23 protein-coding genes are annotated in these 23093 nt (G+C 76.1%); 10 read left to right on the top strand and 13 right to left on the bottom strand.

Annotation, left to right across the window (positions count from 1 at the left end):
• Nucleotides 1-234: 234 nt before the first annotated feature.
• Together ACIQI7_RS27240 and ACIQI7_RS27235 are read left to right on the top strand one after the other, a co-directional pair.
• The gene (locus tag ACIQI7_RS27240) at nt 235-1698 is read left to right on the top strand and encodes an aminotransferase class I/II-fold pyridoxal phosphate-dependent enzyme (RefSeq protein WP_401114503.1); all 1464 of its coding nucleotides are present in this window, start codon (nt 235-237) and stop codon (nt 1696-1698) included.
• Between the two features lie 120 nt (nt 1699-1818).
• The gene (locus tag ACIQI7_RS27235) at nt 1819-2379 is read left to right on the top strand and encodes a hemerythrin domain-containing protein (RefSeq protein ID WP_401114500.1); all 561 of its coding nucleotides are present in this window, start codon (nt 1819-1821) and stop codon (nt 2377-2379) included.
• Between the two features lie 135 nt (nt 2380-2514).
• Here ACIQI7_RS27235 and ACIQI7_RS27230 read toward each other — a convergent pair whose 3' ends face one another.
• The 3 genes from ACIQI7_RS27230 to ACIQI7_RS27220 all read right to left on the bottom strand — a co-directional run bounded on the left by ACIQI7_RS27230 (nt 2515) and on the right by ACIQI7_RS27220 (nt 4974).
• Entirely contained in the window at nt 2515-2973 is a 459-nt protein-coding gene (locus ACIQI7_RS27230; RefSeq protein ID WP_401114497.1) for an SRPBCC family protein, read from the bottom strand.
• A 139-nt stretch (nt 2974-3112) separates the two neighbouring features.
• The gene (locus tag ACIQI7_RS27225) at nt 3113-4042 is read right to left on the bottom strand and encodes a DUF5133 domain-containing protein (protein WP_401114494.1); all 930 of its coding nucleotides are present in this window, start codon (nt 4040-4042) and stop codon (nt 3113-3115) included.
• A 182-nt stretch (nt 4043-4224) separates the two neighbouring features.
• Entirely contained in the window at nt 4225-4974 is a 750-nt protein-coding gene (locus tag ACIQI7_RS27220; protein ID WP_401114491.1) for an ANTAR domain-containing protein, read from the bottom strand.
• A 334-nt stretch (nt 4975-5308) separates the two neighbouring features.
• On the opposite strand from ACIQI7_RS27220, the gene ACIQI7_RS27215 reads away from it, so the two are divergent.
• Genes ACIQI7_RS27215 through ACIQI7_RS27200 form a run of 4 tightly spaced genes read left to right on the top strand, consistent with a single transcriptional unit; the run spans nt 5309 to nt 7257 of the window.
• Entirely contained in the window at nt 5309-6196 is an 888-nt protein-coding gene (locus tag ACIQI7_RS27215) for a Rieske 2Fe-2S domain-containing protein (RefSeq protein ID WP_401114488.1), read from the top strand.
• Nucleotides 6197-6234: 38 nt separating this feature from the next.
• Nucleotides 6235-6375 carry a hypothetical protein gene (locus ACIQI7_RS27210; RefSeq protein ID WP_401114485.1) on the top strand — a complete coding sequence of 47 codons (141 nt, stop codon included), beginning with the start codon at nt 6235-6237 and terminating at the stop codon, nt 6373-6375.
• A complete protein-coding gene (locus ACIQI7_RS27205) occupies nt 6372-7037 on the top strand; it encodes a HemK2/MTQ2 family protein methyltransferase (protein ID WP_401114483.1) in 666 nt (221 codons plus the stop codon). The genes ACIQI7_RS27210 and ACIQI7_RS27205 overlap by 4 nt, the downstream gene beginning before the upstream one ends.
• Nucleotides 7021-7257, top strand: a complete 237-nt coding sequence (locus ACIQI7_RS27200; RefSeq protein ID WP_401114480.1) for a CDGSH iron-sulfur domain-containing protein — start codon at nt 7021-7023, stop codon at nt 7255-7257. The genes ACIQI7_RS27205 and ACIQI7_RS27200 overlap by 17 nt, the downstream gene beginning before the upstream one ends.
• A 28-nt stretch (nt 7258-7285) precedes the next feature.
• On the opposite strand, the gene ACIQI7_RS27195 is transcribed toward ACIQI7_RS27200, so the two are convergent.
• The 4 genes from ACIQI7_RS27195 to ACIQI7_RS27180 all read right to left on the bottom strand — a co-directional run bounded on the left by ACIQI7_RS27195 (nt 7286) and on the right by ACIQI7_RS27180 (nt 12200).
• Complete coding sequence (locus tag ACIQI7_RS27195; RefSeq protein ID WP_401114477.1) at nt 7286-7591, bottom strand: hypothetical protein; 306 nt, start codon at nt 7589-7591, stop codon at nt 7286-7288.
• A gap of 67 nt (nt 7592-7658) precedes the next feature.
• The gene (locus ACIQI7_RS27190) at nt 7659-10103 is read right to left on the bottom strand and encodes a SpoIIE family protein phosphatase (RefSeq protein WP_401114474.1); all 2445 of its coding nucleotides are present in this window, start codon (nt 10101-10103) and stop codon (nt 7659-7661) included.
• A 351-nt stretch (nt 10104-10454) separates the two neighbouring features.
• Nucleotides 10455-11414, bottom strand: coding sequence for a SigB/SigF/SigG family RNA polymerase sigma factor (locus ACIQI7_RS27185; protein WP_401114471.1), 960 nt, complete (start codon nt 11412-11414; stop codon nt 10455-10457).
• A gap of 261 nt (nt 11415-11675) precedes the next feature.
• On the bottom strand, nt 11676-12200 hold the full coding sequence (locus ACIQI7_RS27180) for an ATP-binding protein (RefSeq protein ID WP_401114468.1): 525 nt from the start codon (nt 12198-12200) through the stop codon (nt 11676-11678).
• 511 nt (nt 12201-12711) lie between these two features.
• Between ACIQI7_RS27180 and ACIQI7_RS27175 the strand changes: the two genes are divergently transcribed.
• Nucleotides 12712-13713: a PHP domain-containing protein gene (locus ACIQI7_RS27175; RefSeq protein ID WP_401114465.1), complete on the top strand. Its 1002-nt coding sequence runs from the start codon at nt 12712-12714 to the stop codon at nt 13711-13713.
• Here the strand turns inward: ACIQI7_RS27175 and ACIQI7_RS27170 are convergent, their stop codons facing one another.
• The 5 genes from ACIQI7_RS27170 to ACIQI7_RS27150 form a co-directional block, all read right to left on the bottom strand.
• Nucleotides 13714-15384 (bottom strand): multicopper oxidase family protein, encoded by a 1671-nt coding sequence (locus ACIQI7_RS27170; protein WP_401114462.1) that lies wholly within the window; start codon nt 15382-15384, stop codon nt 13714-13716. It abuts the gene before it with no gap.
• 116 nt (nt 15385-15500) lie between these two features.
• Nucleotides 15501-16682 carry an ABC transporter ATP-binding protein gene (locus tag ACIQI7_RS27165; RefSeq protein ID WP_401114459.1) on the bottom strand — a complete coding sequence of 394 codons (1182 nt, stop codon included), beginning with the start codon at nt 16680-16682 and terminating at the stop codon, nt 15501-15503.
• A 71-nt stretch (nt 16683-16753) separates the two neighbouring features.
• Nucleotides 16754-17587, bottom strand: a complete 834-nt coding sequence (locus ACIQI7_RS27160) for a carbohydrate ABC transporter permease (protein WP_387747252.1) — start codon at nt 17585-17587, stop codon at nt 16754-16756.
• Nucleotides 17584-18516 carry a carbohydrate ABC transporter permease gene (locus ACIQI7_RS27155; RefSeq protein ID WP_401114455.1) on the bottom strand — a complete coding sequence of 311 codons (933 nt, stop codon included), beginning with the start codon at nt 18514-18516 and terminating at the stop codon, nt 17584-17586. Before ACIQI7_RS27155 ends, ACIQI7_RS27160 begins: the two co-directional genes overlap by 4 nt.
• Nucleotides 18513-19790: an ABC transporter substrate-binding protein gene (locus tag ACIQI7_RS27150; RefSeq protein WP_401114452.1), complete on the bottom strand. Its 1278-nt coding sequence runs from the start codon at nt 19788-19790 to the stop codon at nt 18513-18515. The genes ACIQI7_RS27155 and ACIQI7_RS27150 overlap by 4 nt, the downstream gene beginning before the upstream one ends.
• A gap of 274 nt (nt 19791-20064) precedes the next feature.
• Here ACIQI7_RS27150 and ACIQI7_RS27145 point away from each other — a divergent pair, with 274 nt between their 5' ends.
• Entirely contained in the window at nt 20065-20922 is an 858-nt protein-coding gene (locus ACIQI7_RS27145) for a universal stress protein (RefSeq protein WP_401114449.1), read from the top strand.
• Between the two features lie 32 nt (nt 20923-20954).
• Nucleotides 20955-21518 carry a YbaK/EbsC family protein gene (locus ACIQI7_RS27140; RefSeq protein ID WP_387747244.1) on the top strand — a complete coding sequence of 188 codons (564 nt, stop codon included), beginning with the start codon at nt 20955-20957 and terminating at the stop codon, nt 21516-21518.
• A 217-nt stretch (nt 21519-21735) separates the two neighbouring features.
• Here ACIQI7_RS27140 and ACIQI7_RS27135 read toward each other — a convergent pair whose 3' ends face one another.
• Nucleotides 21736-22155, bottom strand: a complete 420-nt coding sequence (locus ACIQI7_RS27135; RefSeq protein WP_401114445.1) for a MarR family winged helix-turn-helix transcriptional regulator — start codon at nt 22153-22155, stop codon at nt 21736-21738.
• Nucleotides 22156-22254: 99 nt separating this feature from the next.
• On the opposite strand from ACIQI7_RS27135, the gene ACIQI7_RS27130 reads away from it, so the two are divergent.
• On the top strand, nt 22255-23079 hold the full coding sequence (locus ACIQI7_RS27130; RefSeq protein ID WP_401114442.1) for an SDR family oxidoreductase: 825 nt from the start codon (nt 22255-22257) through the stop codon (nt 23077-23079).
• The last annotated feature ends 14 nt before the right edge of the window (nt 23080-23093 follow it).

Here is a 23093-nt window from a genome sequence, read left to right as displayed (position 1 = left end):
GCGTGCGGGCGGTCGGCCCTCCCGGCGCGTCGGCGATGCGGTGGTACCGGTCGCCCTCCTCCTGCCCCTCGGCGGGATTCGCCGCCGCCCCGGGCGTGTCCCCCCGGCTCCGCCGGCCAAACTCCGCTCCGGCGGCGATGCGTGGTGCAGCGGCCCCCGGCAACCGCTCCCCGGGCAGCCGCCGGGTGCGTCCCGGTCCGGTTTCCCACCACCACGGCCGGGCAACCGCCGAACATGGACCACTCACGCGCACCCGTCCTCGAAGCACTCGCCGACTACCACGAGAAGGGCCGGCTGTCGTACACGCCGCCCGGCCACCGGCAGGGCCGGGGCGCCGACCCACGGGTCGTGGCCCTCCTCGGCGACGCCCTGTTCCGCGCCGACGTGCTCGCCACCGGCGGGCTGGACGACCGCCGCTCGACCGGCCGGGTGCTCCAACAGGCCGAGGAGCTGATGGCCGACGCCGTCCACGCGGACCTCACCTACTTCACCACCTGCGGCAGTTCGCTCTCGGTCAAGGCCGCGATGCTCGCGGTGGCCGAGCCCGGCGAGAAGCTGCTGATCGGCCGCGACGTGCACAAGTCGGTCGCCTCCGGCCTCCTCCTGGCCGGCGTGCGCCCGGTGTGGGTGGATCCGGAGTGGGATCCCCAGCTGCACTTCGCCCACCCGCCGTCGGCCAGGGCGTTCGCCAAGGCCCTCGCCGACCACCCGGACGCGGCCGGCGCCCTGGTCACCAGCCCGACCCCGTACGGCGGCTGCGCGGACCTGGCCGGCATCGTGCGGGTCTGCCACGAACGCGACCTGCCGGTCGTCGTGGACGAGGCCTGGGGCGCCCACCTGCCCTTCCACCCCCGGCTGCCGGCCTGGGCGATGGACGTGGGCGCGGACCTGTGCGTCACCTCGGTGCACAAGATGGGCTCGGGGCTCGAACAGAGCTCGGTCTACCACCTGCGCGGCGACCGCGTCGATCCCGCGAAGCTGAAGGCCCGGGCCGACCTGCTCGGCACCACCAGCCCCTCCGTCCTGATGTACGCGGCGCTGGACGGCTGGCGCCGCCAGATGGTCCAGCACGGCCGCGAACTGTTCGACCAGGCCCTGCGGTCGGCCGAGACCGCCCGGCAGCGGATCCCGCTGGTGCCCGGACTGCGGCTGTACGGGCGCGAGGAGTTCTGCGCGCCGCACCGGGCCGCCGATTTCGACCCGCTGCAGCTCGTCGTCGACCTGGCCGCACTGGGCACCGACGGCTACCAGGCGGCCGACTGGCTGCGCGCCCACCGGCGGATCGACCTCCACCTCGCCGACCACCGCCGGATCAGCGCCCAGCTCAGCCACGCCGACGGCCCCGACACCGTGGACGCCCTGGTGGCCGCGCTGCGGGATCTCGTCGACCACGTCGACGAACTCCGGCCCGCGGCCGACATCGACGTACCGGACCCGTCCGGCCTGCGGCTGGAGCAGGCGCTGACCCCGCGGGAGGCCTTCTTCGGGCCGACCGAGGCGGTGCCCGCGGCCCGGGCGGTCGGACGGATCGCCGCCGAGGTGCTGACCCCCTACCCGCCCGGCATCCCGGCCGCCCTGCCCGGCGAACGGCTGAGCCGCGAGGTCGTGGACTACCTGCGCTCCGGGACCGCCGCCGGGATGGTCGTCCCGGACGCCGCCGACGACTCCCTGGCCACCCTGCGCGTGGTGGCCGACTGAGCGGCGCCCGTCCGGCCGCCCGCGGACGGTTCCGGGCATGCGGAGCGGGCGGCGGACGCCGGCCTTCCATCGCGTGCCCGGTCCCGGTCGGACCGCGACCGGGAGGAGACGGAGACCGCCATGAACGGTGTCGAGGGCTTCCCGAGCCGGCTGTCCGCCGAGCACCGGGCCATCGAGACGCTGCTGCGCCAGCTGAACCGCGCCGCCACCCGCGCCGGCGCCCCCGACGAGGAGGCGCTGCGGCTGCTGGGCTCCCTGCGGCGCCTCCTGTCCCCCCACCTCGTCACCGAGGAGGCCCACCTGTACCCGCTGGCCCGGCGGTGCCTCGCCACCGGGGACGCGCTCGCGGACGCCGCCGCCCGCAGCCATGCGGCGATCCGCCGGCTGCTCGACCGGGCGGAGGACGACCGGCTGACCGCCGGCGGGCGCCGTCACGCCACGGCCGTGCTGGTCGTCCTGCTCCGCGCCCACCTGCGCGGCGAGGAGGAGCGGCTGTTCCCCGCCCTGCGCGCCCGGGCCGCGCCGCCGGACCTGCGGACCTGCGAGCGCCGGATGTGCGAGTCCCGGGCCCGGCGGCCGGGCGCGCCGCTGTGGGGGCTCCCGCCGGGGACCGGGGCGATCGCGGCGCTGCGGGACCACGTCAGCGGGCACGACACCTTCGGCGACCAGCGCTCGCCCTGACGGGCACCGCGCGACCCCGGCCGGATCGGCGGCCGGGGTCGCGCGGACGTTCGGCTGACGGACGTAACGGATGCAACGGACGTAACGGACGTACAGCGGGCGGCCGGTCCACCGACCGGACGACCGGTGGCAGACTCAACCCGGGCTGATCCGCCCCCTCCAGCCGCCCTCCTCCCGGCCGCGCTCCTCGATGAACTCCTTGAACCGCTTCAGGTCCCCCTTCACCCGGCGGTCGACCACGCCCGTGACATCGGCGGCCCGCTCCGCCATGCCCTCGGGCCGGAAGTCGATGGCCATCGCGACCCGGGTGTGGCCCTCGTCGAGCCGTCGGAAGGTCACCACGCCCTTCTGGTCCACGTCGCCGTCCACGGTCCGCCAGGCGATCCGCTCGTCGGGCTCCTGGTCGACGATCTCGGTGTCGAACTCACGGGTGACCCCGCCGATGCTGGTGCGCCAGTGGTTGTGGCGGTCGTCCAGCTGGGTCACCGAGTCGACGCCCTCCATGAAGCGCGGGAACTCCTCGAACTGCGTCCACTGGTTGTAGGCGGTGTGCAGGGGCACCGCCACGTCCACGGACTCCTTCACCATGCTCATCCCGGCCTCCTCGTACGGTGCGGCCGGGGCCGTCCCGGCCGCCCCCGCGCCTGCCCGGCCCGCACCGGCGCAACCGTCCCCGCCGGTCCCGCCTCCCGGCCGGGTCCGACCGCGGCCCGGTTGCCGGGCCCGGTGCCCGCTACGGGCCGCTCCGCTCACCGGGCCCGGACCGTGCCCGGTCGCCGTCCGCCAGGTGCCGGGCCACCGTGTCGAGGTCCGTGCCCAGCCGCTGGGCGGCCCCGACCAGCAGGCCCAGCGCGGTGTGCGGGGTGACCTCGAACCGCTCGGCGGTGAGGCCGATGGCCAGGCCCGTGGCGTGCCGACGGTCCAGCAGGTCGGCCACCGCCCTGGACAGCGCGTAGCGGTCGAGGGCGGCCGACGCCTGGAGGGCGAGCACCTCGACCAGCCCGAGGGCCGGGGTGCCGGGCTCGACCGGCGTGCGCAGGTAGGCGCTGAACACGGTGCAGCCGTGCGGGTGGGTGCGCAGGTGGGCGCCGGCCACCGCCCGTACGCCGCAGCGCCGGGCCCGGTCGGCGAACCGGTCGGTCCGGCCCGGGTCCAGCCGGACCACGACCTGGCCCTCGCCCTGACGGCGGAGCCGGGGCAGCGGGCCCGTCTCCGATCCGCGCTGGGCGCGTTCGAGGGCCAGCAGGTAGGACGGGGTCGCCGCGAAGGTCTCGACCGAGCCGTCGTCGTGCCAGGTGCTCACGGCGGCGCCCACGCAGTCCGGAACGGTGATCCGGGTCAGCTGCACCACGTCGTTCAGGGTCGGCAGGGGCGCGGGCCGCAGCCGCTCGCGGGCCGCGAGTTCGCCGAGTTCGGCCAGCAGCGCCGCGCGGGTCCGGTCCGTCACCGGGGCCCCGGCCGCCGTCCCGCCCACGTCGGCAGCCCCCTGGCGGCTCAGCAGCAGGCGGGCCCGGGCGACCGCGCGGACCGCGTCGGCCTCCCCGGTGTAGACGCCGATCGTGTAGCAGACGTCGCGCAGCCGTTGCCCGGCCTCCGGCGAGCTCGACGGGGACAGGGCCTCGTACTCCGCGACCAGCCGGCCGAGGGCAGCGACATCCACCATGGGCATGAGCACCTCCGTGTGTTTACGGAAAGTATGCGCCGATCACGCAGCGAAACCGCGCCGTCGGCCTCCTCACGCTCTACACTCCGCCCCGGCGCCCGGCGCCCCCGCTCAGCGCGCCCGGTGGTCAGCCCGCCGGCGATCCGTCCCGCACCTCACCCCGCCGTCCGCCGACGATCGGATCACCGGTCCTCCTCCGTGAAGCGCAGCCGCCGCTCCACCACGTCGTGGGCGACCTCGTCGATCTCCCGGCCGTGGGCGAAGGCATGGGCCCGCAGCCGGTCCAGCGCCTCCCCGGCGGGCACCCCGAGCTGCACCATGATCATGCCGATCACCTGGTCCACCTCGACGCCGTCGAGCGCCGACCCCTCCGGCCACGGCTGCTCCGGCAGCCCGCCGGAGGGCGCCAGGAAGGAGTCCACGATCGCGAGGGCCACGGCGGTCGCGGCGACCTGGATGTCGGCGGCCTCCGCGAGCTCCGGGACGCCCGGTCGCGCGCCGTACAGGCTGAGCACGCCGATCCCGGACGATCCGAGGTGGAGCGGGGAGGCGTAGGCGCTGCGCAGCGCAGGCCCGGGCGGGGCCGCCGAGGAGGCCAGGTCGACGGCCAGGACCGGCCAGCGCACCTCCTCGGGCGACAGCAGGTCGGCGACCGCGACCGGGCCGCGGGTACGGAAGGCGTCCACGCCCGGGCCCTCGCCGAGGCCGAACTGCCGCTCCTCGATCCGCCGGGCCCGGTCGTCACTGGCCCAGACGCCGGCCCGGTGCCCGGGATCGGCCATCAGGGTGATCGCGGCGGCGTCGGCGGGCAGCGCCGCCACGCAGGCCGCGCAGAGCCGCTCGGGCAGGGAGGGCCGCTCGGGCAGGGAGGGCCGGCCCGGGCCGTTGACGGCCTCGGCCACGATCCGCGCGATGCGCGTCAGGTCGGCCATCTCCGCGCCTCGCCCTTCTTCCGTCCTGCCGCCGTCGCCCGGTGGTCGACCGGCCGGGCCACGCCGGCCGGGCCGCGGCGCGATCCTCGCGGCCCGGGCCCGCGCGGCGGGCGGACGGCGGACCGGCTCCGCACGGACGGCGGTTCGGCGTGCCCCACTCCGTACAGCACCCGGCCGTGTGACGCCGCCTTCCCGGCCGCGGTCACGCCGCGGCCAGCGCCGGCGCCCGGCCGTCACCCCTCGGACGGCCACCGACGCGCTCCTACCCGGCCCGGTCCACGACACACCCCGGCACCCGGGTTTACCGGGCCGGTGCCCGGTTAGCCGCCCGGGTATGGACACCACATCGCTGCACACCCAACGGTGGTCGCGCCGGCTGCGCCGGGCGCTGGACGCACCGGCGCGCTGGGACGTCCTCGACGCCCCGGCCCGGCCGCTCGCCGAAGCGGTCGAGGCCCTCCCGCTCGGACCGTACCGCGACGCCCTGCACGGCGTGTGGCTCGGCCACCCGCTCCACCCGGCGCTGATCCACCTGCCGCTCGGCTGCTGGATGTCCGCCGGAGTGCTGGACTACCTCCCGGGCGGGCGCCGGTCCGCCGACGCCCTGGTGGCGGTCGGTCTGCTGGCCGCCGGGCCCACCGCGCTCACCGGCTGGGTGGACTGGGCCCGGCTCGACCCGCCGCGCCGGCGCACCGGCCTGGTGCACGCGCTGTGCAACACCACCGGCGTGCTGCTGTACGGCGGCTCGCTGCTGGCCCGCTGCCGGGGGCACCGGGCGCGCGGCCGACTGCTCGGCCTGGCCGGGCTGACCGCCGTCTCGGTCGGGGCCGCGCTCGGCGGGCACCTGACCTACCGGCTGGCCGCCGGGCCGGACCGGGCAGCCGCCGTGCCCCGGCTGGGGCCGACCGACTGGGTCGCCCTCGGCGCGGTGGAGGACTTCCCGCCCGGGAAGCCGGTCCGCGCGACGGCCGGCGAGCTGGCCGTGGTGGTGGTCCGCGAGGGCGAGGACTGCCACGTGCTGGCCGAGCGCTGCAGCCACCTGTCGGGGCCGCTGTCCGAGGGCGCCGTGGTGGACGGCTGCCTGCGCTGCCCGTGGCACGGCAGCGAGTTCCGGCTGCGGGACGGCGAGGTGGTGCACGGTCCGGCCACCGCGCCCCAGCCGGTGCTGGAGACCCGGGTGCTCTCCGGACACCTGGAGGTCCGGCTGCCCGGATCGGCCTGACCCGCCGTCACCGCCCGGCCTACCCCCCAGGAGCAGCCATGACCGTCCCCAGCCCCGTCCACCCGGGCCGCCCCCGCCCCTCCGTACCCGAGCGCCGGGACCGCGCCGGGACGGCGGCGGCGGCCGGGCCGCCGAAGTCCGGTGCCCGGCCGGCCGTCACCGCACCGGGAGCGTGGTGAGCGCCGTGCTGCTGCTCCGGCCCCCCGGTGTCTATCCGCCCCAGGGGGACACCGCGCTCCTGGCCGCCTGCGTGCGCCGGGAGCCGCTGGACGGCTCCAGCCGGGTGCTCGACCTCTGCACCGGGACCGGCGCCGTCGCGCTCGTGGCGGCCCGGGCGGGGGCGCGGGTCACCGCGGTGGACCTGTCCGCCCGCGCCGTCGCCACCGCCTGGTTCAACAGCCGCCTGCACCACCGGCGCGTCCGGGTGCGCCGGGGCGACCTGCTGGCCCCGGTGGCGGGTGGGAGCTACGACCTGATCACCGCCAACCCGCCGTACGTCCCGGTCCGCGCCGGGTCGGGCGCCGCCGGCCGCGGCGCCGCCCTGGCCTGGGACGCCGGCCCGGACGGGCGGCTGGTCCTGGACCGGATCTGCCGGGAGGCGCCCGGTCTGCTCGCGCCCGGCGGCGTGCTGCTGGTGGTGCAGTCCGCGGTCGCGGACGTCCGCGCCACGCTCGTGCTGCTGCGCGCGGCCGGGCTGCGGGCGGAGGTGGCGGCGCACCGGCGGCAGGAGTTCGGTCCGGTGATGACCGCCCGGGCCGCGCTGTTCGAGCAGCGCGGGCTGATCCGGCCGGGCGAGCGCGCGGAGGAGCTGGTGGTGGTGCGCGGTGTCCTCGAACGCTGACCGGGGCGCGACCCGGGTGGTCGTCGTCCCGAACGGTCCGCTGCTGGTGGAGGGGCCGGTCGAGGTGGTCCTGCCGGACGGCACGGTGCGGCTCTCCGAGCGCCCGGTGGTGGCGCTGTGCGCCTGCCGCCGCAGCCGCACCTACCCGTTCTGCGACACCAGCCACCGGCGGCACAGCCGCCCGCAACGGGGCCCGGACGGGGTCGCCGGGCAGGCGTGAGCGTGGCGAGCCGCGACCGGCGGTACGTTCACCGCTCCTCCCCGCGGCCGTCGGCGCAGCCGCGGAGCACCGCGGAGGCGGCCGCCAGCGCCAGGGCCCAGCAGGCCGTGAGGCCCCACCGGAACGGGGCCGCCGACACCCCGAGGCCGGCGGCCAGCAGGCCCAGCGACAGCAGGGCGAGCCCGAGCACGGTCCGCGGCCGCAGGCCGCGCACCAGGTCCCAGGCGCGGCCGCGCAGACCGAGCCCGACGGTGCGCAGCAGCGGCTCCGGGGCCGGGTCGCGGCGCGGCCGACGTCCGGTTCCGTGCGCCTGCGCCCGCTCGTGTCCGACCATGCCGTCCGCCTCCTCGCCGTGCCGTCCCCCGTGATCCGCCGCAGCGATTACCCCGGATGCGCGATTGCTAACGCGCCGGGCGCGGCCGCAGCCGGACGGCCAGCAGGCAGCCGTCCCCGTCGGGGTCGGGGCCGCCGAGGCGGGCGGCGAGGTGGTCCAGGCAGTCCGCCGGCGCGCGGCCGGCGCACTCCTCGGCCGCGCGCAGCAGCCGGTCCGGGTGGACGGTTCCGTCGTCCCGCCGGTTCAGCAGGCCGTCGGTCCAGAACAGCACGGTGTCCTCGGCGGGGCGCAGCGGTAGCACGGTGTCGGAGTAGCGGGTGTCCGGCTGGGCGCCGAGGGCCCTCCCGGTGGGGCCCTCGACGAGGACGGCGGTGGCGCCCCGGACCACGGCGGGCGGCGAGTGCCCGGCCGCGCTCCAGGTGAGGGTCGCCGACCCCGGGTCGAGCAAGCCGCACAGCACGCCGGCGGTCCGGCCGCCGCCCTGGTGGCAGAGCATCGTGTTGAGCCGTCCGAGCATCTCCCCCGGCCCCTGGCCGGTGCAGCAGAGGCCGTGCAGCGCGTACCGGAGTTCGGCCGTGCCGACGGCGGCGGTCAGGCCGTGGCCGCCGACCTCGCCGACGGCGAGCAGGATCCGGCCGTCGGCGAGCGCGGCCAGGTCGTACCAGTCGCCGCCGAGCCGGGGGCGGTCCCCGGCGGGCAGGCGGCGGGCGGCGTGGTCCAGGACGCCGGGGTCGGGCTCGGGCGCCTGGGGCCCGGCCACCAGCGCGTTCTGCAGGGCGCGCACCGTACGGTGCTCTGCCCCGGCCCGGCGGCGCTGCTCGGCGAGCCGGGCCCGCGCGCCGGTCAGGGCCAGCTCGGTGCGGTGCCACCGGCTGACGTCCTGCAGGACTCCCCGGATCACCCGGGGGCGGCCGCTCTCCGGGTCCCCCGCCGCCTCCGCGGAGACCCGCACGGTGCGGGTGGCCTCGCCGGGCCACTCGGCGTCGAACTGCAGGGCCGGCGTCCGCCGCCCGGCCAGCAGACGGCGCAGGAACAGCCGGGCCGCCGGGCGGTCGGCGGGGGGCACCCGGGCCACCAGCTCGGCCGGCCGGACCGGGTCGGTGCGGTCGGGGTCGAGGCCGAGCAGCCGCAGGGCCTCCCCGGACAGCTCCGGCGGCGCTCCGGGCGCCCACTCGAAGCTGCCCAGGCCGGCCAGCCGCTGCGCCCGGTGGAGCCGGGCCTCGCGCTCGGCGCCGTGGTCGGGGTGCCAGGTGAGCAGTACGCCGTCCAGGAACGGTTCCGCCCGCAGGGCCAGCGTCCGGTCCGGCCCGGCGCCGGTGAAGTCCTCGGTCCGCCCCTCGTACCCGGTGCCGGTCGTCGCGGCCTCCAGAATCCGCGCGAAGTGCCCCGTCGCGACCAGTCCGGGGTGGAGTTCGCTCAGCCGCCGGCCGTCCGCCGCGCCGAGGCCGGCCGCGGCGTTGGCGTACCGCACCCGCAGGTCGGTGATCGCACCGCCGGGGACGGCCCCGCGCACGGCCGTGAGCACCAGGACGGGATCGAACACGGCGTCCAGCACGGCGCGGAACCAGTGCTCGCCGCCGGGCACCGCCACCACCGGCTCGTCCTCGCCCGCGCCGTTGAACCGCAGCAGGTGCTCCGCGACCAGCCCGGACAACGCGTCCACGTACCGGGTCGCCGCGCGGGCCCGGGCGGCCGGTACGTCCCAGCCGAGGCTCATCGCGCCGATGACCCGCTCGCCGGAGCGCAGCGGCACGGCGCAGGCGCTGCGACCGGGGACGATCCGTCCGCTGCCCGGGGCGCGGCCGCCGCGGTGGCCGCGGTCGAACTCCCAGACCAGGCTGCCGCCGTGGGCGGCGGCCACCAGCGGCACGCCGGTCTCCGGCGGGATGCGCTGCCACTGGCTGACCCGCCGGGGCTCCACGCCGTGGCTGCCCACCAGGAGCAGCGCGCCGTCCGGCTCCAGGCGGCCCAGCACCACGGCGACGACGCCGACCGGGGCCAGGGCCACCTGGTGCAGCAGCCGGGCCAGCTCCTCGGGCGTCTCCGCGCTGGCCAGGGCCGAGGCCGCCAGGTGGTAGCGCGCGGCGAGGCCGGGCACCGCGGCGGCCGGGGCCGCCGTCGGTGGTCCGGGGACGGGCGCGGGAGCGGGGGCTGTCCCCGGGGCCGCTGCGGGCGGCTCCGGCCGCGCCGAGGCGCCGGAAGCCGTACGCCCGGGCTCCCCCACCGGCCCCTTCGGCTCCGACAGCGGGGCGGCGAGGCCCACCAGTCCCGCGGCGATGTCCGCGAGCCGGCGGTTGGTGTCCTGCGAGAGCTGGACGAGGTGGTCGAACGCCTCCTCGGGCGTGCAGTCCAGCCGTTCGGCCAGCATGCCCTTGGCCTGTTCGATGACGCCCCTGGTGCGCATGGCCCGCCGCAGGCCTTCGGCCTCGGTGCGCAGCCGGTCGACGGCCTCCCGCAGCACGGCCGCGTCGTCGGGCGGGGCGGGCTGCTCTGGGCTCCGGTCCTCACGCACGGGCCGCCGCCACGTCCGGGCGGCGGCGCCGCACCGCGCGGGCCGAGAGGTCGTCGAGGTCCCCGCTGAGCGGGACCGCCGTCCACCCGCTGGCCGCCAGAAAGTCCTTCATCCGGGCCGTCCTCGATGCCGGGCCCGGCCGCCCCCGCCCGGGCATCCCCCCTCCCAGGCTAGGGGGTGTCCGACCGTTCCCGCCGGGTACGCGACACCGGGCCGCGCATCGCGCGGCCCGGTGGGTGGGGAGAGGGGCACGTTCCGGGGCCCGTCGACCTCCCGAAACCGCCAGAGCTGCCCGACCTGCTCAAGGCCGGCGACGGGCGGAAGCAGGGCCGGCCTACGGCCCGCTCGGGCTCAGCCGGCCTCCTCGGCCCCCTCGGACTCCTCGGCCCAGCCGGGGGCGTCCAGGTCATCCAGTTCCTGGCGCAGCCAGGCCAGGGTGGCGCTGAGCAGCCGGGAGACGTGCATCTGCGACACGCCGATCCGCTCGGCGATCCGGGACTGCGTCAGGCCGTCCCAGAACCGCAGCTTGAGGACGGTCTGCTCGCGTTCGGGCAGCCGGGCCAGCAGCGGGCGGACGGCGATGCGGAAGTCGGCGAGTTCGATGCCGGGGTCGCAGCCGCCGAGGCGGTCGAGCAGGGCGCTGCCCGACTCGTCGGTGTCCTGGTCGCGCAGCGCGTCCAGCGAGTTGGGGCGGTAGACCCTGCCCGCCGTCAGCCCTTCGGTGGCCTGCTCGACGGTGATGTGCAGGTCCTCGGCGATCTCCTCGGGCTGCGGCAGCCGGCCGAGTTCCTGCTCCAGGCGGTCCGAGCCGCGGGCGACGGACAGGTAGAGCTCCTGCATGCTGCGCGGCACCCGCACCGGCCACGAGGTGTCGCGGAAGAACCGCTTGATCTCACCGGTGATGGTCGGGATCGCGTAGGTGACGAACTCGACGCCGCGCTGCGGGTCGTAGCCGTCCACGGCCTTGATCAGGCCGATCGTGCCGACCTGGAGGATGTCGTCCATGTCCTCGGCGCGATGGCGGAAACGGGCCGCGATGAAGCGCACCAGCGGCATGTTCAGCTCGATGATCGTGCCGCGGACATAGCTGTAGGCGTGGGTCTCCCGGGCCAGCCCGGACAGCCGCTCGAACAGCGCGTCGCTCAGTTCGCGGGCCTCGGACTTCCCCATCCGGCGCAGTTCGGCGGCCGTCGGGCGCGGCGGCAGGTCGGACGGCGGCAGGTCCGACGACACGAATTCCCGGTCGGTCGTTTCCAGGTGTTCCCGGTCGGTCGTTTCCAGGTGGGTGGACACTTGATCGCTCCTGGGCATGCGGGGCAACGCCCTGCGACGCGTGCGAACTCGCACCTCGTGCGTCGCGGACCTCTTCCCCCAGGACCTGTGCCCGGCTTCTTCAAGCGCGGTCCCGGTGGCACCGTCCACGGTGCGGGAGCAGCCGGGTCGGTCACGGCCGCTGCACCACTCGTTCTACCCCTGGATCCGGTTCCGAACACCCGTACCAGTGCTTTTCCTGCGCCGTCGCCGATCGTCGGCCTCCCGGGCCGGGCACCGAACACCCCCCCGAGCGGCCGGTCAGGCCGGGCGCCCGAGGGGATCGGGCCACACGGACGGCAGCGCCACCTCCAGCCACACCTGCTTGCCCCCGCCCTCGGGCGCGGAGCCCCAGGACCGCGCGAGCCGTTCCACCACGCGCAGGCCGTGCCGGCCGGGGCGGCCCGGGTCGGCGTACGGGCGCAGCTCGGGCCGCACCGGGCTGGAGTCCGCGACCTCCACCCGCAGACGTCGCCCGTCCCACCGCAGCCGCAGCTCGTCCGGCCCGCCGCGGGTGTGCAGGCAGGCGTTGGTGACCAGCTCCGAGACCATCAGCAGTACGTCCTCGACGACCGCCGGCCGTTCCCCGTCCGCGGCCGGCAGCCAGCGCCAGGACCGCAGTGCCTCCCGACTGAAGTCACGGCCGGCCTGTACGGCGCCCGCCCGGCCGGCGAACACCAGCCGCCTGGTCTCGTCCCGGCCCGGGACCCGCATGGGCAGCGGCACTCCGAACGGGTGCGGTGCCCCGATCGGCCCCGGCAGCGGCACTCGTCCGTAGCGGTCCATGCCCGGCCTCCTCACCTCGGCCCGGACGACGACTCGGCGCGCACCCCGCCCGCCGAGTCGTCGTCCGGTTTCCCCACCGACGGTCACGTTCCGCACCGGCTCCTCCGCCGGCACCGGGCCGCGCAGACCGCCGGGCCCGTGCTCACCGGTGGTCGCGCGGGCTCCCGTCGCCCGCCTCCGTACGGGCGCCGGCCGCGCCGGCGGACCGCCCTGCCGCCCCCGGTGCCGGACCGGGCCGGTACCCGGTGCCGGCGGGGAGGGTTCGGGGGTGAGCGGGTGCGCCGCCTCGTCGTCCATGACCGACGCCTGCCCGGGCCGGCCCCGGCTACACGCCCCCTCCGGCGGGAAACGCCGAGCACCGGCCCCGGCCCGTACGGACGGACCTCTGGTGGGATTGGAACGGCCTCCCCCGGCAAAACGCCCCGCATGCGGATCGACACACCTGCCGGCCCGCGCCCCGGGACCACCGCCGCCGCCCCCGCCGCGGCGGTGCGGTGAGGCGGGCGCGACCGTGGACCCGGCACAGGCGCTGCGGCGGATCGCCTTCCTCCTGGAGTGGCAGGGCGCCTCGCCCTACCGGGTGCGGGCGTTCCACACCGCGGCCGAGGCCGTCCGCGGACTGCCGTCCGGCCCGGTGGGCGCCGACGACGTCCGCCGGCTGCGGGGCGTCGGGCCGGTCACCGCCGCGGTGATCGCCGAGGCCTCGGCCGGCGCGACGCCGTCGTACCTCGCCCGGCTGGAGGCCGAGGCCGGACCGGCCGCGTCCGCCGGGTGGGCCCTGCTGGCGGCCGCCCGGGGCGACTGCCACCTGCACTCCGACTGGTCCGACGGCGGCCATCCGTTCGAGGAGATGGCCGGCGCCGCCCGCGACCTCGGGCACGACTGGGCCGTGCTCACCGACCACTCCCCCCGGCTGACCATCGCCAACGGCCTCTCCCCCGACCGGCTGCGCCGCCAGCTCGACGCGGTGGCGGCCTGGAACGCCGGCAACGGGCCGTTCCGGCTGCTGACCGGGATCGAGTGCGACATCCTGGAGGACGGCTCCCTGGACCAGCAGCCCGACCTGCTCGACCGGCTCGACGTGGTGGTGGCCTCCGTGCACTCGAAGCTGCGCTCCGACCCCGGACCGATGACGGCCCGGATGCTGGCGGCGGTCCGCGCGCCCCGCACGAACGTCCTCGGGCACTGCACCGGCCGGATCGTCACCGGCCGCGGCCGCCCGCCGTCCCGGTTCGACGCCGAGGCGGTGTTCGCGGCCTGCGCCGACGGCGGGACGGCGGTCGAGATCAACTGCCGCCCCGAGCGCCGCGATCCGCCCGACGACCTGCTGCGCCTGGCCGCCGCGGCGGGCTGCCTGTTCGCCGTCGACACCGACGCCCACGCACCCGACCAGCTGCACTGGCTCAGCTCCGGCTACGCCCGCGCGGCGCGCTTCGGCCTCGGCCCCGAACGGCTGGTCACCACCTGGCCGCGCGAACGGCTGCTGGCCTGGACGGGCCGGGGCGGCGGCTGATCAGCCCCCGCCCGGCGCGGTCCCCCCCGTCCGCCCCGGCGCCGCCCTCCGGCCCGGCCGCCGCGGTTCGACGTACTCGACCAGCTGCATCATGCCGAGGTCCTCGTGCTGGAGCTGGTGGCAGTGCAGGACGGTGCGGCCGGTGAAGTCCTCGTACCTGACCAGGAAGGTGACGGTGTCGCCGGGCCTGCCGCCGGCCAGGTCGACGGTGTCCTGCCACACCGGCGGGTCGAGCCGCTCGCCGTTGCGGTGGGTGACCAGCACGTGGTTGGTGTGCAGGTGGAACGGGTGGTGGAAGACCGGCTGGGTGTCGTCGGTGCGCAGGGTCCACCGCTCGACGGCCCCGAGTTCCAGGGTGTGGTTGACGTACTCGGGGTCGAACATGCCGTAGGCGGGGTCGCGCGTGAGGTCGACGCCGCCCCCGTCGCCGTCGTCCGTGGTGCCGCCGTCCGTGGTGCCGGCGGCCGGGGTGGGGTGGCTGCCGAGGATGCGGTAGGCGTTGGGGTACGGCCGGTCGAAGACGCCCGGGTCGACGTGGAAGACCACCGTGCGGTCCCCGTCGGGGTTGACGATGTCGTCCTCGTCGAGGAAGGGCTTGCCCTGCGGCAGGGCGGTCGGCAGCTCCATCGGCGGGTCGACGGCCTCCCCCGCCACCTCGACCGTCATCAGCGGGTCGAAGACCCCCTGGGCGCGCAGTTCGTACGTCCCGGCCTCGCCGCCGCGCACCAGCACGTCGGCCCGGCTGCCGGGGGCCAGCTGCACCGTCCCGGCGGCGACCGGCACGGCGAAGGTCACGCCGTCCCGGGCGATCTGGTGCATCGTCATCTCGACGTCCTCGTCGACCAGTCGGAGCTCCAGCGTGGTGAACCCGGTGGCCGCCACCAGCCGCCACCGCTGGACCTCGCCGGGGCGCAGCACGAGCCCGGGGTTGACCTCGCCGTTGACGGTGAAGGTGGACGGGGCGCCGGTGAGCGAGTTGTCGGCGGTGAACTCGGGGACCGCGCCGTCCCGGAGCCGGAGTTCGTTGACGCAGACCACGAGGTCGGCGGCGGCCGCGATCTCCGGCACCTCGTCGACGTCGCCCTCGACGACGATGACCCCGGCCATCCCCCCGCCGATCTGCTCGGCGGTGGCCCCGTGCGCGTGCGGGTGGTACCAGTAGGTGCCGGCCGGGTGGTCGGCCGGGATCTCGATGACGGTCAGGTACTCCGGCTCGTCGGCGCCGGCCTCGACCTCCTCGGCCGTGCGCGGCGCGAACTCGCGCAGCACGTTGTCGGCGCGTCCGGACGGGGAGACGTGCATCCCGTGGGTGTGCAGGTTGAAGCTGTTCGCGCGGTGCGGGCGGTTGTGGCTGCCGCTGTACGGCGGGTTGGGCGGCAGGCCGTTGACCTGGGTGAGCCGCAGGGTGTCGCCGCCGCGCACCCGCAGGGTCGGTCCGGGGATGGTGCCGTTGTAGGTGCGCGTGGTGACGGTGCCGTAGCCCGGGACGCTGGTCTCGGTGAACCGCACGTCGAGCGTCTGGTCGAGCACCGCCCGCCCGGCCCCGGGGCCCCTTCGCGGACTCCGGACGACCGGCTGCGGGAAGGGGGCCGCCGCCGCGAACGCGGGCCGGGCGAGGATCCCGTCGGAGGCCGCCATGAGGACGGCGGCCGCTGGGAGGGCCTTGAGCATCGATCGGCGACTGATTCCGACATTTTCTCTCATAGCCGGGCAATGTAGGTCGACTTTCGGACACCCCTGCTCAGGCACACCGCGCGCCGCCGGGCGGTTGGGCCTTCCGTAGCACCCTAGGAACGCTCCGGATGGGTCAGGTTGGCCCCGTCGCGGGGGTCGAAGACGTGGATGCGCGTGGTGTCCACCCACAGCTCCAGCGGCCCGCCCTCGGCGGCCCGGGTGGCGGGGTTCAACCGGGCGACCGCCCCGTGCTCCCGCATGCCGGTGTCGGCCCGGCCCGAGTCGGCGGCGAGTTCGGCGAGTTCCTCGGTCGCCGCCGGTCCGCCCTCCTGCGCGAAGTGGACGAAGACGTCCGAGCCGACCGACTCCCGGACCTCGACGGTCACGGTGACGGTGATCCCGCCGGCGTGACCCTCCGACAGGGCGGCGTCCTCGAAGTCCTCGGGGCGGATGCCGACGATCAGTTCGCGCGGCGCGTCCGCGCGCTCCAGGGCGCGCCGGGTGCGGTCGTCCAGCGGCAGGTCGCCCAACGGCGTGCGCAGGGTGTTCTGCTCCAGCGCGGCGCCGAGGAAGTTCATGCCGGGCGAGCCGATGAACCCGGCGACGAAGAGGTTCACCGGCTCGTCGTACAGCTCCTGCGGCGAGCCGACCTGCTGGACGACGCCGGAGCGCATCACCACCACGCGGTCGCCGAGCGTCATCGCCTCGACCTGGTCGTGGGTGACGTAGACGGTGGTGGTGCCCAGGCGGCGCTGGAGGGCGGCGATCTGGGTGCGCATCTGCACCCGGAGCTTGGCGTCCAGGTTGGACAGCGGTTCGTCCATCAGGAAGGCCTTGGGGTCGCGGACGATCGCCCGCCCCATCGCGACCCGCTGGCGCTGCCCGCCGGAGAGGTTGGCGGGCTTGCGGTCCAGGTGCCGGGTGAGGTCCAGGATCCGGGCGGCCTCCTCCACCTTCGCGGCGACGGTCGACTTGTCGACCTTGGCCAGGCGCAGCGCGAAGCCCATGTTGTCGCGCACGCTCATGTGCGGGTAGAGGGCGTAGCTCTGGAAGACCATCGCGATGTCGCGGTCCTTCGGCGCGCGGTCGTTGACCACCTGCCCGGCGATCCGCAGGGTGCCCTCGGTGATGTCCTCCAGCCCGGCGATCATGTTGAGCGTGGTGGACTTGCCGCAGCCGGACGGGCCGACCAGGATCACGAACTCGCCGTCGGCGATGGTGAGGTTGACGTCGTGGACGGCGAGGGCGCCGTCGGGGTAGCGCTTGGTGATGCCGTCGAGGACGATCTCGGCCACGATCCGCCTTCCTGGTCCGCCGGGTGCGGCGGGCTCATCCGTCGGGCCCCGGACCGGGTCCCGCGTCCGTCTCAACCCTTGACTGCGCCGGCCGTCAGCCCGGCGACGATGCGGCGCTGGAACAGCAGCACGAAGACCACGATCGGGATCGTGATGACCACGGCGGCGGCCGCGATCGAGCCGGTCGGCTGCTCGAACTGGGAGCTCCCGGTGAAGAAGGCGATCGCGGCCGGGACCGTCCGGGCCGAGGTGGTGGAGGTCAGCGAGATCGCGAACAGGAAGTCGTTCCAGCAGAAGATGAACACCAGGATCCCGGTGGTGAACACGCCCGGTGCCGCCAGCGGCGCGATGACCAGCCGGAACGCCTGCCACGGCGTGGCGCCGTCCACCTTGGCCGCCTTCTCCAGGTCCCAGGGGATCTCCCGGAAGAACGCCGAGAGCGTGTAGATCGCCAGCGGCAGCGAGAAGGTCATGTACGGGATGATCAGCCCGGGCCAGGTGTCGAACAGGCCGAGCACCCGCTCGATGTCGAACAGCGGCGAGACCAGCGAGATCGGCGGGAACATCGCGATCAGCAGGGACACCCCGATCAGCAGCCGCTTGCCGGGGAAGCGCAGCCGGGCCACCGCGTACGCGGCCATGGTGCCGAGCACGACGGCGACGGTGGTGGCGATCACCGCGATGCCGACCGAGTTGACCAGGGCGCGGGTGAACTCCGAGGTCTGGAAGATGCCCCGGTAGTTGGCCAGGGTCCACCGGCGGGGCACGAAGTCGCCGTCGGAGAGGGTGCTCGGGTCCTTGAAGGAGAGCGCCACGATCCACCAGACCGGGAAGAGCGCGTAGAGCACGACCACCAGGTTGGCGACGCCCCAGCCGGTCAGGGTCCGGGTGTGCCGGCCGCTCATCGCCGCTCCGGTTCCGCGCCGGGTGCGGCCGTGCCGAACAGCTTGACGAAGACCAGGGCGATCAGCGCCACGCAGACGAAGATCAGCACCGAGATCGCCGAGCCGATGCCCAGGTTGAGCGCGGTGAACAGGTTGTCGTAGCCGAGGATCGACACCGAGCCGGTGTCGTTGGAGCCGCCGGTCAGCACGTAGATGTCGTCGAAGATCCGGAAGGCGTCCAGGGTGCGGAACAGCAGCGCCACCAGGATCGCCGGCTTCATCAGCGGCAGGACCACCAGCCGCAGCCGCTGCCCGGGACTCGCGCCGTCCACCATCGCCGCCCGGACGGTCTCCTCCGGGACGAGGGCCAGTCCGGCGAGCAGCAGCAGCGCCATGAACGGGGTGGTCTTCCACACCTCCGCGAGGATGATCAGACCGACGGCCGGCCACTGTTCGGTCAGCGGGGCGCTGCCCTCCGGCAGCAGGGCGGCCAGGTAGCCGGTGCCCGGCGTCCAGGCGTACTGCCAGGAGTAGGCCGCGACCACCGTGACGATCCCGTACGGCACCAGCACCGCGGTGCGCACCGTGCCGCGCCCGAAGACCGTACGGTGCATCACCAGCGCGAGCGCCAGGCCGAGCACCAGCTCGACGGCCACCGACACCACGGTGATCAGCACGGTGACGCCGAGCGCCTGCCACCACACCGGCGAGGCCAGCACCGCGCCGTAGTTGGCGAGCCCGACCCAGTGCGCCTGTTCGGGGAAGCGCAGGTCGTAGCGCTGCAGGGACAGGTAGACGGCGTAGCCGATCGGATAGGCCGTGACGGCCAGCATCACGATCACCGCGGGGGCGCACAGCAGCAGGCCCAGCCGGCGCTCCTGGCGGGCGCCGCTCGACGGCCCGGCGGGTGCCGGCACGGCTGCGGCGGCGGTCTCGGTGGACGGTGTCACGGGATCAGCCCCTTCGAACCGAGGGCGTCCCGGATCTGCCCGCGGAGGTCGGCCACGTCCTTCTCCGGGCGGATGCCGGCCGGCGGGGAGAGGGTGTGCGAGACGGCGATGGAGACGTTCTGGTAGGCCGGGGTCTGCGGGCGCACGCTGGCGGAGTCGAGGGCGGCCAGCACGTCGGCGGCGAACGGGTAGCTGGCGGTGAGCTCGGCCGTCCCGTACAGGCTGCGCAGCGAGGGCGGCAGGCCGCCCTCCAGCGCGTTGGTGAGCTGGTTGTCCCGGTCGCGCAGGCAGAGGGTGGCCTCGGCGGCGAGGTCGGGGTGCCGGCCGTAGGCGCCCACCGCGAGGTCGATCCCGCCGATGGTGACGCTGGCGGGCCGGTCGGCGCTCACCGCCGGGTACGGGGCCCAGCGGAAGTGCGGGAACAGCTCCGGCCGGTTGGCCTTCATCGACGGGTAGACGAAGGGGTAGTTGAGTTCGAAGGCGGCCGTGCCGGACTCCATGGCGAGCCGGTTCTGGTCCTCCATCTGGTTCGGCAGCGAGGGGTCGGCGGCCACGGACGCCGCCAGGTCGCGCATCACCCCGGCGGCCGTGACGGCGGGCGCCCCGAGCGAGGGCGCCTGGGCGTCCGGGGTGAGGATCGAGCCGCCCGCGCTGGTGACCAGCGTGTTGAACCAGACCGTCAGCCCCTCGTACTGGGCGCCCTGGACCTCCACCAGGTGCGGCTTGCCCTCGCGGGCCAGCCCCTGCGCCAGGGCGAGCATCTCCGCCCAGGTCCGGGGCGCGGTCGGCACCAGGTCGTCGCGGTACCAGAGCAGCTGGGTGTTGGAGTTGTACGGCACCGCGTACAGCCGGTCCCGCCAGGTCGCGGTCCGCACCGCCGCGTCCAGGGTGTCGGCGGTGGCCCGCTCGCGCATCTCCCCCGTCCACTCGCGGATCCAGCCGGCCTCGGCGAACTCGGCGGGCCAGGTGACGTCCAGGCCCAGGATGTCCACGTCGGCGTCGTGCGCCGCCATCCGGCGCACCAGCTGCTGGCGCTGGCCGTCGGCGCCCCGGGGCAGCTTGTGGTAGCGGATCGCGTAGCGGCCGCCGGACTGCCGCCCGCAGCGGTCGGCGGCCTGCTGGAGGGCGCCCGAGTCGTCCGGGAAGTTGTACCAGTTCAGGGTCACCGGGCCGCCGCTCCCGCCGCCCCCGCAACCCGCCAGGGCGGAGGCGAGCACGGCCAGTCCGGCGGCGGCGCTCGCCCACCGCGAGCGGAAAGCGGGAACCCTCGGCATCGTTCTCCCAGGCTGGGACGGACGGTCCGGCCGACCCTAGCCCGGGCACCCCCGCCCGACCCGGGCGTGCCGCGCCGCCGGCCGGCCGACCAGCCGGACGGCGGAACCGGCTCCTCCGGGGTCACCCCCCGTACGGCGGGCCGGCGCCGGGAGGCGCCGGCCGGGGGCGGCGCGGATACTGGGCCGCACCGGAACCTCCGCAGGCCGCGGGCCGTACGGGACGCCTGGCCCGGGATGCCTGGGCCGGAATGCCTGACACCTTACGGAGCACACCGTGACCGGACCCACCGGACCCGTCGTCGTCGGATTCGACGGCTCGCCCCCGAGCCTGGCCGCCGCCGCCTGGGCCGCCCGCGAGGCGCAGCGCCGCGGCCTGCGGCTGGACGTCCTCCAGGCCTGGCCCCGGCCGAAGCACCTCCCGCCGGGGACCAGCTCCGGCGACCATCCGGTCCTCGCGCAACTCGCCGATCACGAGGGCGAACTGCGGGCCCTCGCGCCGGAGGTGGCGGTCGCCGCCACGTCCGTGGCCGGCGACCCCGTCGAGGCGCTGGAGGCCGCCTCCCGGGAGGCCGCCGTCCTGGTGCTCGGCTCGCGCGGGCTGGGCACGCTACGCGGGTTCCTGGTCGGCTCGGTGAGCCAGGAGGTGCTGCGCCGGGCGGCCTGCCCCGTGGTGCTGGTCCGCGCCGACGCGGAGGAGCCCGCGGGCGCGGTGACGGTCGGCCTGGACCTGGGCCGCCCCGCGGAGGCCGTGCTGGCCTTCGCCTTCGAGTCCGCCGCGGTCCGCTCGGCGCCGCTGCGGGTGGTGCACGTCTGGTCGCCGCCGGCCGGCAGCGAGCACATGGCGTACGGGGCGATCGGCGGCCTCGAGGGCGAGGCGTCCGCGGCCGAGAGCAGCGGGCTCGAACAGGCGCTGGCGCCCTGGCGGGCCGGGCACCCCGAGGTGGAGGTGACCACCGAGCTGGTCCGGGGCAAGCCCGCCGTCGGCCTGGTCGACGCCGCGGCGACGGCCCGGCTGCTGGTCGTCGGCCGCCGCCTGCGGCGGCTGCCGCTGCTCCACCACCACCTCGGCCCGGTGGCGCACGCCGCGATCCACCACGTGCACTGCCCGGTGGCGGTCGTCCCGTACGACTGACCGGGACGGCGGGCGCGCTACAGTCCGGTCCCATGAGTGAGTCCGTACGCCCGCCCTTCGGGAACTTCGACACCGCCGTGGCCGCGCTGGACCTCGGCGCGGACCTCGCCGCGCCCGTCGCCGACGCGCTGAAGGACTGGGCCGCGCCCGGGGCGGCCGCCTCGGTGCTCCATGTGGACAGCGACCCGGCGCACGCGGACACCGCCGTGTTCTGCGCCGCCTACGACGTGCCGCCGGAGCTGTCCGCGAACTGCGTGGTGGTCGCCGCCAAGCGCGCCGGGGAGGTGACCCTGGCCGCGTGCCTGGCGCTCGCCACCACGCGCGTGGACGTCAACCGGGCCGTGCGCACCCACCTGGGCGCGCGCAAGGCGTCCTTCGCGCCGATGGACACCGCGGTCGAGCTGACCGGCATGGAGTACGGCGGGATCACCCCCGTCGGCCTACCCGCCGGCTGGCCGCTGCTGATCGACGAGGCGGTGGCCGCGGCGCCGTACGTCCTGGTCGGCAGCGGCCGACGCCGGGGCAAGCTGATCCTGCCCGGGTGGGCCCTGGCCGAACTGCCGGGCGCCCGGGTGCTGCCGGGTCTGGCCGGCTGACCCGTCGGACCGGTCGACCGGTCCGACGGCCGGGGAGCCGCCCCGTGACCGACCGCGCCGCCATACCGAGCCCCGACCCGGGCGGAGGCCGGGCGGAACGGCTCCGGACCGTCCACCCGGCCTCCGCCGTCGTTCGGACACCGTGGGGTCCGCCCACCGGTCCGGACACCACGAGGTTCGACCCGCGGCCCCCGGACCGCCCGTCCGGGGGCCGCCGTCACGCCTCCAGCACCAGCCGCAGGAGGTCCCGCAGGGACTCGCGCTGGTCCTCGCCGAGCCGGGCCAGCGGGTCGCCGGCGAAGGGCATCCGGGCACGCAGGTCGGCGGCGACCGCACGCCCGGCGGCGGTGGCGGCGACGTGCTTGACCCGGCGGTCGCCCGGGTCGACGCTGCGCTCGACCAGGCCCCGGGCCTCCAGCCGGTCGATGATCACGGTCACGTTGGACGGCTCCGCGTGCAGCCGCTCGGCGATCCGGCGGGTCGGGACCGGCGCCTCGGCGGCCAGTAGCGCCTTGGCCTGCAGCGGAGTCAGGTCGTGGACCGCCGCGGCGGCCTCGGACTCCCGGCCGTAGCGGCGGTTGACGGCCGCGAAGAGCCCGACGATCTCCCTGGTGAAGTCATCCGATGGGTGGGACATGACGACCAGGGTAGCCAGATGCTTGACAGAGTGAAATGTCAGGTCACATAGTTATGGCTCATATTGGTTATGATTCATAAACATCTGGGGTACAGCGAGATGAGCGACAGGACCGTCCTGATCACCGGCACCTCCTCCGGCATCGGCCTGGCGACCGCGGTCGCGGCCGCCCGCGACGGCTGGCAGGTGATCGCCACCATGCGGAACACCGCGAAGGCCGGCGCGCTGCTGGCGGCCGCGACGGAGGCCGGGGTCACCGTCGAGGTCCGGGCGCTGGACGTGACCGACCCGGCCTCGGTCGCGGCCTGCCTGGCCGGCCTCGACCGGCTGGACGCACTGGTCAACAACGCCGGGGCGGGCCACCTCGGCACCCTGGAGCAGGAGAGCGTGGACGCTGTCCGCGCCGTCATGGAGGTCAACTTCTTCGGGGTCCTGAACGTCACCAAGGCCGCCCTGCCCCTGCTGCGGGCGAGCCGGGGCCGGGTGCTCACCGTGACCAGCGTCGGCGGCGTGGTCGGCCAGCCCTTCAACGAGGCCTACTGCGCCGCCAAGTTCGCGGTCGAGGGCTTCATGGAGTCCCTCGCCCCGGTCGCGGCCACCGCCGGCGTGTCCGTCAGCGTCGTCGAACCGGGCGCGGTGGCCAGCGAGTTCGTCGCCAACGTGGGCCTCACGGACGACGCGCCGCGGCAGGCCGGCCCGTACGCCCCGGCCCTGGTCGCCTACCTGGACCGCACCCGCGCCGCCTTCGCCGGCGCGCAGGCGCCGGAGGACGTCGCTGCCCGCATCCTCGGGCTGCTCACCGCCGAGCGGCCCGCCTTCCGGCTGCTCACCTCCGACGCCGCCCGGGCCTTCGCCGGCACGAAGCTCAAGGACCTCGACGGCTCGGCCGTGCAGGCGCTGACCGCCGGCTGGGTCGCCCCGTGACCACCGGGCCCGGA

Origin of the sequence: Kitasatospora sp. NPDC092039, from assembly GCF_044756065.1 — a bacterium.
GTDB lineage: Bacteria > Actinomycetota > Actinomycetes > Streptomycetales > Streptomycetaceae > Kitasatospora.
This window is presented reverse-complemented; position numbering and strand designations above follow the sequence as displayed.

What these genes read in the sequence shown, in the direction of transcription:
- ACIQI7_RS27135 (WP_401114445.1), bottom strand. Translation starts at nt 22,155, where the DNA reads ATGTCCCACCCATCGGATGACTTCACCAGGGAGATCGTCGGGCTCTTC.
- ACIQI7_RS27185 (WP_401114471.1), bottom strand. Translation starts at nt 11,414, where the DNA reads ATGCCCAGGAGCGATCAAGTGTCCACCCACCTGGAAACGACCGACCGG.
- ACIQI7_RS27195 (WP_401114477.1), bottom strand. Translation starts at nt 7,591, where the DNA reads ATGGTCGGACACGAGCGGGCGCAGGCGCACGGAACCGGACGTCGGCCG.
- ACIQI7_RS27150 (WP_401114452.1), bottom strand. Translation starts at nt 19,790, where the DNA reads ATGCCGAGGGTTCCCGCTTTCCGCTCGCGGTGGGCGAGCGCCGCCGCC.
- ACIQI7_RS27140 (WP_387747244.1), top strand. Translation starts at nt 20,955, where the DNA reads ATGAGTGAGTCCGTACGCCCGCCCTTCGGGAACTTCGACACCGCCGTG.
- ACIQI7_RS27220 (WP_401114491.1), bottom strand. Translation starts at nt 4,974, where the DNA reads ATGGCCGACCTGACGCGCATCGCGCGGATCGTGGCCGAGGCCGTCAAC.
- ACIQI7_RS27160 (WP_387747252.1), bottom strand. Translation starts at nt 17,587, where the DNA reads ATGAGCGGCCGGCACACCCGGACCCTGACCGGCTGGGGCGTCGCCAAC.
- ACIQI7_RS27180 (WP_401114468.1), bottom strand. Translation starts at nt 12,200, where the DNA reads ATGGACCGCTACGGACGAGTGCCGCTGCCGGGGCCGATCGGGGCACCG.
- ACIQI7_RS27230 (WP_401114497.1), bottom strand. Translation starts at nt 2,973, where the DNA reads ATGAGCATGGTGAAGGAGTCCGTGGACGTGGCGGTGCCCCTGCACACC.
- ACIQI7_RS27215 (WP_401114488.1), top strand. Translation starts at nt 5,309, where the DNA reads ATGGACACCACATCGCTGCACACCCAACGGTGGTCGCGCCGGCTGCGC.
- ACIQI7_RS27225 (WP_401114494.1), bottom strand. Translation starts at nt 4,042, where the DNA reads ATGGTGGATGTCGCTGCCCTCGGCCGGCTGGTCGCGGAGTACGAGGCC.
- ACIQI7_RS27130 (WP_401114442.1), top strand. Translation starts at nt 22,255, where the DNA reads ATGAGCGACAGGACCGTCCTGATCACCGGCACCTCCTCCGGCATCGGC.
- ACIQI7_RS27235 (WP_401114500.1), top strand. Translation starts at nt 1,819, where the DNA reads ATGAACGGTGTCGAGGGCTTCCCGAGCCGGCTGTCCGCCGAGCACCGG.
- ACIQI7_RS27210 (WP_401114485.1), top strand. Translation starts at nt 6,235, where the DNA reads ATGACCGTCCCCAGCCCCGTCCACCCGGGCCGCCCCCGCCCCTCCGTA.
- ACIQI7_RS27240 (WP_401114503.1), top strand. Translation starts at nt 235, where the DNA reads ATGGACCACTCACGCGCACCCGTCCTCGAAGCACTCGCCGACTACCAC.
- ACIQI7_RS27170 (WP_401114462.1), bottom strand. Translation starts at nt 15,384, where the DNA reads ATGCTCAAGGCCCTCCCAGCGGCCGCCGTCCTCATGGCGGCCTCCGAC.